Source organism: Acinetobacter sp. YH01021 (genome assembly GCF_013420255.1).
In the GTDB taxonomy this organism is placed as follows: Bacteria; Pseudomonadota; Gammaproteobacteria; order Pseudomonadales; family Moraxellaceae; genus Acinetobacter.
In genome coordinates, this window is record NZ_VOYO01000006.1 from 103629 (window position 1) to 118518 (window position 14890).

Consider the following 14890-nt stretch of genomic DNA (forward strand, 5'->3'; position numbering starts at 1 on the left):
GCGTGACTTTAAATCCATTGACATAGATTTAGGATTGAAGAATGTCTTTAAATGAACAGCAACTGGCCAAGCTGAATAAAGTTCAGTTGGATGAAAGCTGGAAATATGGATTGAGTGAATTTTTGCTCAGTCCGAAAATGGATGAATTAAAAGCGTTTCTCGTTGAAGAAAAAAAAGCAGATAAAATCATTTATCCTCCCAATCATCTGATTTTTAATGCTTTGAATACCACGCCGCTAGATCGGGTGAAAGTGGTGATTTTAGGGCAAGATCCTTATCATGGCCCAAATCAGGCGCATGGATTAAGTTTTTCCGTACAAAAGGGGGTTGCATTACCACCATCTTTGCGTAATATTTTTCATGAGTTACATGCTGATGTCGGGGTTGAAAGACCGAAGCATGGTGACTTGACGCATTGGGCAGAGCAGGGTGTGCTTCTGTTAAATGCAGTATTGACCGTTGAAGCAGGTCAGCCGACTTCGCATCAAAAGCGCGGTTGGGAAGAGTTTACTGATCACGTCATTGATGTATTAAATGAACAGCGTGAACATATTGTCTTTATTCTTTGGGGCGCATACGCACAGCGTAAAGGACAGCGCATCAATCAAGACAAGCATCTCGTGTTAAAGGCAGCACATCCATCGCCTTTGGCCGCAAACCGTGGTGGTTTTTTTGGTTGTAAAGTATTTTCAAAATCGAATAATTACCTCAAACAACATGGCATTGAGCCTATAGATTGGCAGCTGGACGCATGAAATACTCTCCCCTTACTAAACATTATCATCCGGATTTAATTGTTGAAGAAGCGCACAATGGTTGGCGTATCGTTCGTTTAAATCGCCCGAAATCTTTGCATGCTCTCGATGAATCGATTGCTTCCGCATTATTGGAAGTATTTCAGGACTTTCATCATGATGACAGCGTAAAAGCCATCTGGCTGGATTCAACCACACCGAAAGCGTTCTGTGCGGGTGGGGATGTGCGTAAACTGCGTCAGTTAGTGATTAATGACGAAGTCGCGGCCGCCAATAAGTTCTTTGAACAAGAATATGCACTTGATCTGTTATTGCATAATTATGCCAAACCTGTTTTAGTCTGGGGTGAAGGTTATGTGATGGGCGGTGGCTTGGGCCTGTTTATGGCAGCGCCTTTCCGTTTAGTGACGCCGTATTCACGTTTGGCAATGCCTGAAATTAATATCGGTTTGTATCCAGACGTGGGTGCAACCCGCTTTCTGGCAGATCGTGGTGCGATTGGTCTATTTACTGGCTTGACCGGATCAATCATGACTGCTGCTGGTGCTTATGGGATTGGCTGGGCAACGCATATTTGTGATACACAGCGTGATTCAGTTTTGGATAAAGTCATTAATATCGACTGGGAGCATTATCCTGCGGGTGATTTCCGTGCCATTGATGACACCCTGAATAGCATGCACCGTCCGGTCGGCCCGGGACCGCTGCAAAACTCTCTGGATGTGATTCATAGTGTTTGCCGTGGTATCAACTTCGAGCATGATTATGAGTCGATTATTGGCCTGAGTGATGCGCGCAGTGACTGGTTACGTCAGGCCAGTGAAAATCTGAAAAAAGGTTCACCCACCACCGCAGCCTTGACCTGGTTATTATGGCAATGGGGTAAGCAGGTACATTCCTGGAATGAAGTTTTCGAACTAGAAGTTCAAATTTCTGACTGGAAAATCCGTCATCATGACTTTGTCGAAGGTGTGCGCGCACGTCTGGTCGATAAAGACCTTAGTCCTGAGTGGAAAAAAGGTGCAGATATGAGCTTAAAAGGTATCCTGGCTGGGAATCCTCCAGTTACGACTATCGAAAGCTGGAATGAGCTGCTCAAGCATTATGGTGTGATTTAAGCCTCAATGTCCGAAATACAATTTACAGATGAATACTGGATGCAGCGTGCTTACGAGCAGGCTGCACTTGCTGCTGCACAGGGAGAAATCCCTGTCGGGGCAATTATCGTTAGTCAGGATCAGATCATTGGCCAAGGGTTTAATGCGCCCATCACATTAAATGATCCGACTGCACATGCTGAAATTGTTGCACTACGTGATGCCTGTCAAAACATCCAAAATTATCGTTTACCTGATGATGCGGTGCTCTATGTGACTCTTGAGCCGTGCACCATGTGTGTCGGTGCGCTGGTGCATTCGCGGGTCTCACGGGTAGTATTTGGGGCATTTGAAGCGAAAGCAGGCTCACTGGTGAGTGCGCGTCAACTGTTTGAAACCGGTTATTATAATCACGTATTTTCTTTCGAGGCAGGCTGCATGCAGCAGCAATGCTCTGAACAGCTGAGTGCATTTTTTAAGTTGCGCCGCGAGCAGAAACGAGAACTCAAGTTACAAGAAAAGTTATTAAATACGCAGAAATAAATCTGCTTTATCCGCTAAAATTTGCTTACTTTCAAATATCTGCAATCTTCAGGAACAATAATGAACAGCATTCAAGTAAAAAAAGAATTCCCGGCAGCCCTTGATGATGTCTTCAATTTGATGTCCAAGCATGCCACCTATAATATTGCCTTCGCACCGATGCAGGTCGAACGAATCAAGGATTCTGCGGATGCTGAATATCCTGATGGACTCGGTTCAGTACGTGCAATGGGTATGGGGCCAGTGAAGCCGCTGAAAGAACAAATTACCTTGTTCGAGCCAAATAATCGCATCGAATATCAGATTATTAAAAATCCATTGATCAAGCATCATTTAGGCATTATTGAATTTGAAGCACTGGCTGATGACAAAACGTTAGTAACTTATACGATTGAATTGCAGGCACGTGCGCCTTTTGTGAGTAAATTAATCCTTGCACAGTTACAGGCAGCGATTAAACTAGGCCTGACAAAACTCGCAAAATCTGTTTAAACAACAACGGGAAAGCAATGACAGTTCAAATTATTACCATTGATGGTCCAAGTGGGTCTGGCAAGGGCACGTTAGCAGCGAAACTGGCTGCACATTATCAGTTTCACTTATTGGATTCTGGTGCTTTATACCGCCTTTTGGGTTTGTCATTGCATCACCATGATTTGCTGGATTCGCTAGACACGAAATTGCCAGAATGCGTACAAATCGCAACAAATTTAGATATCCAGTTTGTCAGTACCGACACCGGGGTGCAGGTGTGGCTGGATGGTGAAGATGTGTCCCAAACTATTCGAACTGAACGGGTAGGAGAGTTTGCTTCAAAAGTTGCAGCAATTCCTGAGCTTAGAACAGCGATGGTTTCACGTCAGCATGCCTTTGCACAGGCGCCTGGTCTGGTAGCAGACGGACGTGATATGGCGACAAGTATCTTCCCGAATGCTCAGGCAAAAATATATTTGACGGCCTCGGCTGAATCACGCGCGCAAAGACGTGTAAAGCAGTTGCAGGGCATGGGACTGGATGTTAAAATAAGCGACATTTTAGCTAATATCATCGCTCGCGATAAACGAGATACGGAACGCGCTGTCGCTCCACTCAAGCCTGCGGATGATGCTTACATTATTGATAGTTCAGATTTGAATATCGATGAAGTATTCCAGCTGATGACCACTTATGTGGATCAGCAGTTAGCAAATTAACCCAATTTTATCAGCAAACGCATAGCTTGATCAGTTTTATATGGACTATGTAGATGCTTAATTAAACCGGCCTTGTCTGATCCAAGACCGCTGACTTTATCGGAAATATCATGACCGAATCTTTTGCAGCCCTCTTTGAAGCAAGCGAATTAAACCTCAACGTTGAAAAGGGTGCAGTTATCCAGGGCGTTGTAGTAAGCATTGACTCTGATTGGGTAACTGTTGACACTGGCCTTAAATCTGAAGGCGTTGTTGACCGTGCTGAGTTCTTAAATGAACAGCGCGAACTTGAAGTTCAAGTTGGCGACACTGTAGACGTAGTTGTTGAAGCACTTGACAACGGTATGGGTCAAACAGTTCTTTCTCGCGAAAAAGCTAAACGCGCAGAAACTTGGACTAAACTTGAAAAAATCTTTGAAGACGGCGAAATCGTTACTGGTGTTATCTCTGGTAAAGTTAAAGGTGGTTTCACTGTTGACATCGGTCCAGTACGTGCGTTCCTTCCAGGTTCTTTAGTTGATACTCGTCCTATTCGTGATACTACTCACCTAGAAGGCAAAGAGTTAGAATTCAAAGTAATCAAACTTGACGCTAAACGTAACAACGTTGTTGTTTCACGTCGTGCTGTTATGGAAGCTGAATCTTCAGCTGACCGTGAAGCTCTTCTTGCTCAGCTTGAAGAAGGTCAAACAGTTACTGGTACGATCAAAAATCTTACTGACTACGGCGCATTCGTTGACCTTGGCGGTATTGATGGTCTTCTTCACATCACTGACATGGCTTGGAAACGTATCAAGCACCCTTCAGAAGTTGTTGAAGTGGGTCAAGAAGTTACTGTTAAAGTACTTAAATTCGACCGCGAACGTAACCGTGTTTCTCTAGGTCTTAAACAGCTTGGCGAAGATCCATGGTTAGCGATCATGAACCGTTACCCTAAAGGTTCAATCGTTAAAGCGCGCGTAACTAACCTGACTGACTACGGTTGTTTCGCTGAAATCGCTGAAGGCGTTGAAGGTTTAGTACACGTTTCAGAAATGGATCACACGAACAAAAACATCCACCCATCTAAAGTTGTTCAGATTGGTGACGAAGTTGATGTTATGGTTCTTGAAGTTGATGAAGAACGTCGTCGTATTTCTCTTGGTATCAAACAAACTCGTGCTAACCCATGGGAAGAGTTTGCTAAAGATCACGACAAAGGCGAAAAAGTTTCTGGTACGATCAAATCTATCACTGACTTCGGTATCTTCATCGGTTTGCCAGGCGGTATCGACGGTCTAGTTCACTTGTCTGATATTTCTTGGAACGAACAAGGCGAAGAAGCGATTCGTCGTTACAAGAAAGGCGACACTGTTGAAGCAGTTATCCTTTCTGTAGACGCTGAAGGCAACCGTATCAGCCTTGGCATCAAGCAAATGAACAACGATCCGTTCAATGACTTCCTTGCTGCTAACGAACGCGGTGCGTTGGTTAAAGGTACTGTAACTGCAGTTGACGCTAAAGGCGCTACTGTTAAGTTAGCTGACGAAGTTGAAGCGACTCTGAAAGCATCTGAAATCAACCGCGACCGCGTTGAAGATGCAACTAAGTTCCTTGAAGTTGGTCAAGAAGTTGAAGCGAAGATCATCAACGTAGATCGTAAATCTCGCGCAATCAACTTGTCTATCAAAGCGAAAGACGAAGCTGAAGAGAAAGAAGCAGTTGCTAACTTGAAAACAGCTCCTGTTGGTCAAGACAATGGTCCTAAGACGATTGGTGACCTGATCAAAGCTCAAATGGGCAACTAAGTAAGCGTTTGAATTGTATTGTTAATGTAAGTTAACTAATACTTTTTATACAAATACTGTAAACGGTAGCGTAGTATTTAATTATTGCGCTACCGTTTTGTATTTAAACAGGTTATTATCGGGAAATAGATCCCAAGTAGCTTGATAATTAAAGAGGTCGCAGATGACTACTGAAGCACTTAATAAGTCTGACTTAATAGAGCGTATTGCGTTAAAAAATCCGCATTTGGCTGAGCCTTTAGTGGAAGAAGCAGTTAAAATTATGATTGATCAAATGATAGAAGCATTATCAACTGACAATCGTATCGAGATTCGTGGATTTGGTAGTTTTGCATTGCATCACCGTGAACCGCGCGTAGGTCGTAACCCTAAAACTGGTAAATCAGTAGAAGTGGCTGCAAAAGCAGTTCCGCACTTTAAACCAGGCAAGGCACTTCGTGACGCTGTGAACGAGTCTGCACAAAAATAATTGTAAATATTTTGCGGGGTGTTCATGCGTTACGTTCTGGTCATTCTTTTATTGGTACTGTTTGGTTATTCATTAGCTTTGGTTTTGCAAAACGGTACCGAATTGTCAGTGGACTTGTTATTTACTCAAGTTCCCGCAATGCGCCTGGGATTATTACTTCTCCTCACGTTATCTTTAGGTGTCGTTTTGGGCCTGTTATTGGGCGTTCAGATCTTCCGGGTTTTTCAGACGAATTGGGAAATTAAACGACTGCGTAAAGACATTGAACATCTACGTAAGGAACAGTTGAATACAGCCAAGTTAATGGCCGCTGAAGCAGCAGCCCATACCCGGCATGAAAAAACTGTATTAGATATTACCAATGAAAATCAAAGCCCATTATAATGGGCTTATTTTTTGCCTATATGAAGGGGTAATCTCTTGAGTATCATCGTCGCACTAGATGCCAAAAGCCAATTTGATGCCTTAGCCATTGCAGAACAGTTAGATCCTGCCTTGTGTCGACTTAAAGTTGGTAAAGAGTTATTTACCCATGAAGGTCCAATTATTGTCAAAGCACTTCAAGATAGAGGCTTTGATGTATTTCTGGATCTGAAATTTCATGATATTCCAAATACAACAGCACAGGCAGTATGCGCGGCAGCAGATTTGGGTGTGTGGATGGTCAATGTGCATGCCTCAGGTGGCCGCAAGATGATGGAAACCTGTGTAGAGCGTTTGCAAGCGGGTAATTATAAAACTCAGTTGATTGCAGTGACTGTATTGACGTCAATGGGCCGTGAAGACTTGAAAGATATTGGTCTGGATATTGAGCCAAATGAGCATGTAAAACGTCTGGCACAACTGACAAAAGACAGTGGTCTAGATGGGGTGGTTTGCTCAGCTCAAGAAGCGAAAATGTTACGTGAAACGATTGGAAAAGACTTTGCATTAGTGACACCCGGCATTCGTCCAGAAGGGTCGAATGCAGATGACCAGAAACGTATTGTGACACCGAAACAGGCAATGCTAGATGGCTCAACACATCTGGTAATTGGTCGCCCGATTACCCAGTCTAAAAATATGCGTCAGACTTTGAAAGATATTTTGGCAACGCTTTAATACGGTTTGAATGACAAAAAGCCTTTCAGTCGAAAGGCTTTTTTTATATATTGAAAAAATGGTTATAAAATAAAAAGGAAAAATGATGACTTCATCTGAACCACAATTAGAAAAAGTACAGAATGACGTGATTCAAAATATTCAACAGGCAGAACAGCTTAAGCAACAAGAATAGCAACAACAGCAGGCAAGCTCAGCAGATCGGACAGCGGGGATCGATGTGGTCAGTTTGGCATCTGATGCCATCAGTCTTGTTTCGGATGTTATTGAAACAGTAGGCGATGCCTTAAGTGATATTGATTTAAGTTTTTAGTCAGCCCTCTCGGCCTACTTGCTTGTGCTTCGTTTTAAAATTCTGCTTTTAAACTGAATCAGGGAGGAGAGTTCCTCTTTATAAAAGAGGAATTTAGTGAGATTGAGAAAGTGATAAAGTAATTAAATCGCTGCCAGTACACTCACCATGACTGGTGCTAACAGTGACAAAATAAAACCACTGACCATGGCATGTGGAATAAAATCATGCCCACAGGCCTGTTTAACCATCGGCAGAGTCACATCCATCGCAGTTGCACCCGCTGCGGAAATGGCCGATCTTGGATATCTCCAACCCATACAATACATCAGTAAGATGGCAAAAATTTCTCTAAACAGGTCATTCATCAGGGCGATACTGCCGAGTTCTGCATTTCTGAGTTCTGTCACGACAACGCCTGACATTGAGTAAAATCCATAGCCTTGTGACAGCATGATCAAATCTTTCAGACTGATGTCGGTGTTCCAGAATGAATAAAGCATGACCGCGAATAATGAACCGAAAATACAACCGATTGGAACTAAGAGAATTTTAAAATTTAACCAGGAACGATCTAAAGGTGAATAAGCCAGATCTAAGCCAATCATGAACATAAAGACCAGTAACAAATGCCAGGTACTGATGTGCAAGGACAGATCGAATAGACTTAAACCTGTATGTAAGAAGTATCCGCCAGCAAGAGCCAAAAATGCATAACTCATGTTCAGTAAGGATTTAAGTACTAGATCAAGAGATACTTGACCGGAACTCGGAAGATAACCTGACCATTTAAAGAGCAGATAGCAAAATGTAAAAGCGCCAAGCGATGTCAGGAAAGCAATACTGATTGACGTACTCAAAATCTGTAGGGGATACTGTAATTCATCTACCAGTTGTGAAAACTCAAAAGCAATCGCAATCAATAAAACATAGCTAAAATAGGGCAAGAGCTTGAAACAGATTTTAATAATCAAAAGCGGAATTCGTTTTGCCATCGCAAAGCCGAGTGCTAGACAGAATAGAAGCTGGAAGATGAGCCAAAGCGATTGCATAAATTTAATGGATTGAAAAAATTACCTTTAAATTATGCCATTGCTTGATGCCGGATGGTAAAAAGCTTTTAGGCAACTTTATTCAATAATCGATAATCTGCGGCATTTGGCTTTTTTGTTTTGAGCCAGTATTTCCAGGTATAAGTTGGCCATAAGGCAAAGTTCTTGCCGCCTTCCTGCTGATACCAGCTGACACACCCAGATTGCCACACGGTCTTTTCAAACATATGTTGTACCTGCTGATTAAATGTATCCTGTGCCTGGTCTTTAACCATAATGGCATCGCTTTGGGATTGATCGACCAGTTGCATCAATTGCAAAATATATTCAACTTGTGCCTCAATCATAAAAATGACAGAGTTGTGTGCCAATAGGGTATTTGGCCCCAGTAACTGAAACAGGTTTGGAAAGTCTTTCACGCAAATTCCATAATAGCTTTCAGCACCTTGTTTCCAGACTTCATTCAGTTCTACGCCATCAAGCCCGGTACATTGAAAATTCTTCATATAGATACGTGGATCGGTAATGAATCCGGTGCCATAAATCAGACAGTCAATCGGCCGCTCTTTTCCATCTTGTGTAATGATACTGTGTTCAGTCAGTTCCTGAATCTTCTCGGTCACCAGTTCTACATTGTGGCGGTTAAACGTCGGGAAGTATTTATTTGAAACCAGAATACGTTTGCAGCCCATGATGTAATCGGGAGTTAGTTTTTTGGCCAATTCAGGGTTTTTGACCTCATATTTAATGAATAGTTCTGCCAGTTTTTGGGTGAATTTCATAATGCCCGGTTTGACAATCGGTACCACACGCGATTCATTTGACCAATACAGGCGGGCACGGTGTAGCTTTCTAAACCAGTCATATTTTTTAAAGAGTTTCTTTTCAAGATTCGGGTAGGCACGTTCATCCCGAGGAATGACCCAAGCCGCAGTACGTTGCATGACATACAGTTGTTTGCATTTCGGGGCAATTTCCGGAATATATTGAATGGCGCTGCCACCTGTTCCAATCGATGCGACATTTTTGCCAGTCGGGTCATAAGTGTGATCCCATTGCGCAGAATGAAAGACTTTGCCTTGGAATTTCTCAATACCGAGAATATCTGGGATTTGCGGAATATGTAAAGGTCCGGAAGCGAATATAACAAACTGGGCTTCAAGGATACTTTGATCCTGTAGCTGTAATTGCCATAGACAGCGTTCTGCCTGGTAATGTGCTGCCAGTACTTCGGTATTTAAACGGCAAAAAGCACGCAGGTTATAATCGGTCACCAGATCCTGAATATAAGAAAATATCTCGGGTGCTTCCGCATAACGTTTGGACCAATTGCTTTTCGGTGCAAATGACAAGGAATATAAATGTGATTGCACATCACAGGCTGCTCCAGGGTACTGATTGTCCCGCCAGGTTCCGCCAAAATCGCTACCTTTTTCAAGAATAATAAAATCATAAATACCATGCTGTTGTAAACGTATTGCCATGGCGATACCGCCGAAACCTGCTCCAATAATGGCAACTTTGGTATGAGGGTGAGGGCGTATAGCGGTAGCATGATCTAGCATCAGTACTTTTCTTACTTATTTTAATGTTGGATATTTATCGTAATTCGCTCCTTGATGATTAGATAGAAAATTGATCTAAACGGCAATAGCCGACACATTATTTTTATAGTACAACTAGAGCAATCACATTGTATTTGTATGGTTATGAAACGTTCTGTTCTCAGTCTGATGTATTTGATTCAAGGGATGCGCAAGGCTGGCATGGAAGTCGATCAGAAACTGCAAAACATTGGGCTGCGTGTAGATGCCTTTGATCCAAGTTCGGTGATCCATCCGAGTCTGGAACATGATGTGCTTAAGGTGGTGGGACAGGAAATCCAACCTGAACAGGGATTATTGATTGGTCAGCATTATGCTTTGGCAGGTTATGGCCCCTTACTCATGTTGCTGGTGACCAGTCCTACAGTACGCGATGCACTGAACCAGGTGATCCGTTTTCAGCAGTTGACCCATTTGACCGGTCAGTTGGATTTGCAGCAAAGCGAGCATCATAGCGCGCTGTGTTATCGAGCAAAGCAGCAGGATGATCATTTGGGAATGTTGCTGGCACAGGCGGAGATTTCCGGAACGTTTAAGTTTATCCGGGAAATTTACAAATTGATGGGCTTATCCAAACCTGATTTGCGGATCGAGTTGCCATTTGCCTATCCAGAAGATCTGAATACCTTAAAGGTCTATCATGATTATTATGGAACACAGGTACAGTTTGATGCATCTCGGGCAGCATTCTGGTTTGATGAAGCAGTGTTGGATATTAAAATTCCTTCTGCAGATGCGGTCACTTTTGCTGTCTATGAAGCCAAATGTCTGGCTGAACTGGAGCGTTTGCAACAGGATGAGCAGACGCCGACTGTGGTGCAGCGTGTGCAGGATTATCTGGAAATCCAAAGCGGCCTGATGCCGAGCATGGCTGAAACGGCACAGGCGCTGAATATCCCGGAACGAACCTTGCGGCATCAGTTACAGCAGTGTGATACCAGTTATAAGCAGATTCGCGAAGAAATTATTAAAGATAAGGCTTTGCGACTGATTGAATATAAACAGTATTCGATTGAAATGATTGCAGAATTATTAGGCTATTCCGAGCCGGCCGCTTTTAACCATGCCTTTAAACGCTGGTTTGGGCAAAGTCCTCGGCAATATATAAAATAGCCTAAGTTAGTTTATGCCAAAGTGTTATAGCGTGTTGATTAAACTCCGCTATAATTAAATTGATCCCAAATAGTACGAAATTCTATGTCCGATTTTAATTCACAGCACAGCACCGCTTTTAGTCCGATTTCTCCTGCAGAACGTTATGCACAAGCGATCTCTTCGGGACAGTTTATGCCTGATGAAGCACAGGCAATGGCAGTACATGAACTGAATCGTGTCTGGCTGGAATTGATTCAGCGTTTTAAGGCATCGAAAAAAGCATTTCGCCGCTTTCGCCGTCAGACATCTCCGAAAGGGGTGTACATGTGGGGTGGTGTGGGGCGTGGAAAAACTTGGTTAATGGATCAGTTTTACGATTCGATTCCGTTTCGCCGTAAAACCCGGATGCATTTTCACCATTTTATGCAGCATGTGCATCGTGAGTTAAACAAATTATCCGGACAGCGTAATCCGCTAGATATCGTGGCGGATCGAATTTATAAAGAAGCGGTCATCATCTGTTTTGATGAATTTTTTGTGTCTAACGTGACGGATGCAATGATCCTGAGCGATCTGTTCCAGAAGCTGTTTGAACGTGGTATCACCTTGGTCGCTACTTCGAATATCGCACCGGACGGTTTATATAAGAACGGCATTCACCGTGACCGTTTTATGCCTACCATCGAACTGGTCAAGAAAAACTGTGTGGTCTTAAATGTCGATGCCGGAGTCGATTACCGTCTACGGGTTTTGAAACAGGCACAACTGTTTAAATTCCCGTTAACACATGATCATAAAAACTGGATTGCTCAACGTTTTAGCGCTTTGACCCAGACTCAGACCTGTTCTGAAGAGCCGATTATTATCAACAACCGTATTGTTGAAACCGTGTCACATACTGAAGATGTATTGTGGTGTGAATTTTCTGAACTGTGTTTAAAGCCACGCAGTCCGGCTGATTTTATTGAAATCGCCAATATTTATAATACGGTTTTGGTCAGCAATGTGCCACACCTGACCGATTTCCTGAATGATGGAACGCGCCGTTTTATTTATCTGGTCGATGAATTTTATGACCGTGGCGTCAAGTTACTCTTAACCTCAGAAGATAATATCGTGGATATTTACCAGGGTGAAAAACTGGCCTTTGAAATTGAACGGACCCGTTCCCGTTTGCTGGAAATGCAGTCGGATGAATACCTGAATTCTGAACATCGCCAGATTGAGAAAATCGCCTCCGTGAACGGAGAGTAAGAATAAAAGTGCTGGTCATTTACCAGCGCTTTTTTTATAAAAATAGGGACTTAAATTATCGACAAGCCTGATTAAACATGGCTTAATCTTGGTCTAAATGTGATCGTGTATAACTAGAATGCATAATTTTTACTCGAAAATCTGAACTTAAGTCTAATTTCTACATTTCGAAAACTTTATACACTGTCATTAGGGTATTTAGCAGAATGATATCTATTTGTAACTGAGAAAGATCAAATATGTTTATGAGGGTATTCATATTAGAAAAAATGCTCAGTATTTAGCAATGTGATAATACTATTCAGCTAGATTTTAATCGGTATACTAGAATCTCTTGTATAAAAAGTAGCAATATCAGGAAAGACAATGACTGCACGTATTCAAAAAGGCAAGTTAGCGATTGCTAAAGAACTTTACGATTTCATCGAAAATGAAGCACTACCAGGTTCTGGTTTAGACAGCGAAACATACTGGAAAAACTTTGAACAAGTCGTTGTTGATCTTAGCCCTAAAAATAAAGCACTTTTGGCTAAGCGTGATGACATTCAGGCGAAAATTGATGAATGGCACCGCAATAACACATTTGAATTACAAGCTTACAAAGCTTTCTTGACTGAAATTGGCTACTTGTTACCAGAAGTAGAAGATTTTCAAATCAGCACTGAAAATGTAGACGAAGAAATTGCAGTACTGGCAGGTCCACAGTTGGTGGTACCGGTACGTAATGCACGTTACTGCCTGAACGCTGCAAACGCACGTTGGGGTTCTTTGTATGATGCACTTTATGGTTTCGATGTCATCTCTGAAGAAGATGGCGCGGAAAAAGGCAAAGGCTATAACCCGAAACGTGGTGAAAAAGTTGTCGCATTTGCCAAGAATTTCCTCGACGAAACTTTCCCACTCGCACAAGGTTCGCACGCAGACGCAACTCAATACGCAGTTGAAGCTAATGCACTGGTTGTTACCCTGAAAGATGGTTCAAAAACTACTGTGGCAGATGCGGCTAAATTCGTTGGTTACAATGGCGAAGCTTCAGCACCAACTGAAATCGTATTTAAGAATAATGGCCTGCACGCTATTGTGCAAATTGATGCCAGCAGCCCGATTGGCCAAACTGATGCCGCTGGTGTAAAAGACGTCGTTCTTGAAGCGGCAGTTACGACCATTCAGGACTTGGAAGACTCGATTGCAGCTGTTGACGCTGAAGAGAAAGTAGAAGGCTACCGTAACTGGTTAGGCCTAATGAAAGGTACTTTAGAGGAGTCTATTGAGAAAAACGGTAAAACTGTTACCCGTAAACTGAATGAAGACCGTACTTTCAAAAATGTAGAAGGTGGTGAAACTAAAGTTCACGGCCGTTCATTGATGTTGCTACGTAATGTTGGTCATTTAATGACGAACCCTGCGATTCTGGTAGATGGCGCAGAAATCTATGAAGGCATCATGGATGCATTGATCACTCCATTGTTGTCTTTTGCAGACATCAAAGGTGAAAACACCATCAAGAACTCGCGTCAAGGTTCAATGTATATCGTTAAGCCGAAAATGCACGGTCCTGAAGAAGTGGCATTTGCCGTTGAATTGTTTGAACGTGCCGAACAGGCACTCGGCTTACCTGCAAAAACTTTAAAAATCGGGATTATGGATGAAGAACGCCGTACTTCTGTGAACTTGAAGAACTGTATTGCACAAGCCAAAGATCGTACCATCTTCATCAATACAGGTTTCATGGACCGTACCGGTGATGAAATCCATACCTTTATGGAAGCTGGTCCATTCGTTCGTAAAGGCGAAGTAAAAGGCCAAATCTGGTTCCCGGCTTATGAAAACCGTAACGTGATGATCGGTCTGCAAGCAGGTTTACGTGGCAAAGCACAAATCGGTAAAGGCATGTGGCCAAAGCCAGACATGCTGCTTGACATGTACAAAACCAAAACTGAACATCCTGAAGCGGGTGCGAGCTGTGCATGGGTTCCATCACCTACAGGTGCGGTGATTCACGCGATTCACTATCATCAAATTAATGTTGCAGACCGTCAGCAAGAACTATTGTCGACTCAGCCTTTATCTCTAGATGATTTGTTGACACCGCCATTGGCGAAAGACACTAACTGGTCAGAAGAAGAAAAAACCAAAGAACTCGAAAATAACTGTCAAGGTATTTTAGGTTATGTGGTTCGTTGGGTAGATTTGGGTGTAGGTTGTTCTAAAGTGCCAGACATCAATGATGTCGGTTTAATGGAAGACCGTGCGACTCTACGTATTTCTTCACAACACGTTGCGAACTGGTTGCGTCACGGTATCGTAAGTCGCGAGCAAGTAGAAGAAGTTATGCAACGTATGGCGAAAATTGTGGATGAGCAAAATGCCAATGATCCATTGTATACGCCAATGTCTGCTGACTTTGCCAACAATATTGCATTCCAGGCAGCATCTGACCTGATCTTCAAAGGTGGTGAGCAGCCATCAGGTTATACCGAGCCGCTTCTACATGCAGCACGTTTAAAGTTAAAAGGTTATACAGGTGATTAATCCTGTCTAGCTTAAAAAAGCCTCTTCGGAGGCTTTTTTATTGTCTAATGGTAAGCCGCTGTCGTTCTGACTAGAAATTTTCCAGCCGAACTCTTAAAGTGGGGCAAAGCATGCGA

At 42.8% G+C, this 14890-nt stretch carries 14 protein-coding genes; 12 read left to right on the forward strand and 2 right to left on the reverse strand.

Annotated elements, in window-relative coordinates; translation table 11 throughout:
* Positions 1-41 precede the first annotated feature (41 nt).
* The 9 genes from ung to pyrF all read left to right on the forward strand — a co-directional run bounded on the left by ung (position 42) and on the right by pyrF (position 6945).
* Entirely contained in the window at positions 42-755 is a 714-nt protein-coding gene (gene ung / locus FTT86_RS06795; RefSeq protein ID WP_005247316.1) for a uracil-DNA glycosylase, read from the forward strand.
* Positions 752-1873: an enoyl-CoA hydratase/isomerase family protein gene (locus FTT86_RS06800; protein WP_005252229.1), complete on the forward strand. Its 1122-nt coding sequence runs from the start codon at positions 752-754 to the stop codon at positions 1871-1873. The genes ung and FTT86_RS06800 overlap by 4 nt, the downstream gene beginning before the upstream one ends.
* A 6-nt stretch (positions 1874-1879) precedes the next feature.
* Positions 1880-2395, forward strand: a complete 516-nt coding sequence (gene tadA, locus FTT86_RS06805) for a tRNA adenosine(34) deaminase TadA (protein ID WP_034436192.1) — start codon at positions 1880-1882, stop codon at positions 2393-2395.
* 60 nt (positions 2396-2455) lie between these two features.
* A complete protein-coding gene (locus FTT86_RS06810; RefSeq protein WP_005247314.1) occupies positions 2456-2887 on the forward strand; it encodes an SRPBCC family protein in 432 nt (143 codons plus the stop codon).
* A gap of 17 nt (positions 2888-2904) precedes the next feature.
* Positions 2905-3588 carry a (d)CMP kinase gene (gene cmk / locus FTT86_RS06815; RefSeq protein WP_004278855.1) on the forward strand — a complete coding sequence of 228 codons (684 nt, stop codon included), beginning with the start codon at positions 2905-2907 and terminating at the stop codon, positions 3586-3588.
* Positions 3589-3698: 110 nt separating this feature from the next.
* Positions 3699-5375, forward strand: a complete 1677-nt coding sequence (gene rpsA / locus FTT86_RS06820) for a 30S ribosomal protein S1 (protein WP_005252225.1) — start codon at positions 3699-3701, stop codon at positions 5373-5375.
* A gap of 163 nt (positions 5376-5538) precedes the next feature.
* Positions 5539-5844, forward strand: a complete 306-nt coding sequence (locus tag FTT86_RS06825; RefSeq protein ID WP_004278853.1) for an integration host factor subunit beta — start codon at positions 5539-5541, stop codon at positions 5842-5844.
* 24 nt (positions 5845-5868) lie between these two features.
* Positions 5869-6228, forward strand: coding sequence for a lipopolysaccharide assembly protein LapA domain-containing protein (locus FTT86_RS06830; protein WP_004278852.1), 360 nt, complete (start codon positions 5869-5871; stop codon positions 6226-6228).
* A 36-nt stretch (positions 6229-6264) separates the two neighbouring features.
* Positions 6265-6945 (forward strand): orotidine-5'-phosphate decarboxylase, encoded by a 681-nt coding sequence (gene pyrF, locus FTT86_RS06835; RefSeq protein WP_004278851.1) that lies wholly within the window; start codon positions 6265-6267, stop codon positions 6943-6945.
* A gap of 435 nt (positions 6946-7380) precedes the next feature.
* Here pyrF and FTT86_RS06840 read toward each other — a convergent pair whose 3' ends face one another.
* Both FTT86_RS06840 and FTT86_RS06845 read right to left on the reverse strand, forming a co-directional pair.
* Positions 7381-8289, reverse strand: a complete 909-nt coding sequence (locus FTT86_RS06840; RefSeq protein ID WP_005252222.1) for a lysine exporter LysO family protein — start codon at positions 8287-8289, stop codon at positions 7381-7383.
* A 68-nt stretch (positions 8290-8357) separates the two neighbouring features.
* On the reverse strand, positions 8358-9854 hold the full coding sequence (locus tag FTT86_RS06845) for an NAD(P)/FAD-dependent oxidoreductase (protein ID WP_005252218.1): 1497 nt from the start codon (positions 9852-9854) through the stop codon (positions 8358-8360).
* A 144-nt stretch (positions 9855-9998) separates the two neighbouring features.
* Between FTT86_RS06845 and FTT86_RS06850 the strand changes: the two genes are divergently transcribed.
* The 3 genes from FTT86_RS06850 (at position 9999) to FTT86_RS06860 (ending at position 14774) form a co-directional block, all read left to right on the forward strand.
* Positions 9999-11006: an AraC family transcriptional regulator gene (locus FTT86_RS06850; RefSeq protein ID WP_004278848.1), complete on the forward strand. Its 1008-nt coding sequence runs from the start codon at positions 9999-10001 to the stop codon at positions 11004-11006.
* 84 nt (positions 11007-11090) lie between these two features.
* Positions 11091-12242 (forward strand): cell division protein ZapE, encoded by a 1152-nt coding sequence (zapE, locus tag FTT86_RS06855; protein ID WP_005252217.1) that lies wholly within the window; start codon positions 11091-11093, stop codon positions 12240-12242.
* Between the two features lie 366 nt (positions 12243-12608).
* Entirely contained in the window at positions 12609-14774 is a 2166-nt protein-coding gene (locus FTT86_RS06860) for a malate synthase G (RefSeq protein WP_180180891.1), read from the forward strand.
* Positions 14775-14890 lie beyond the last annotated feature (116 nt).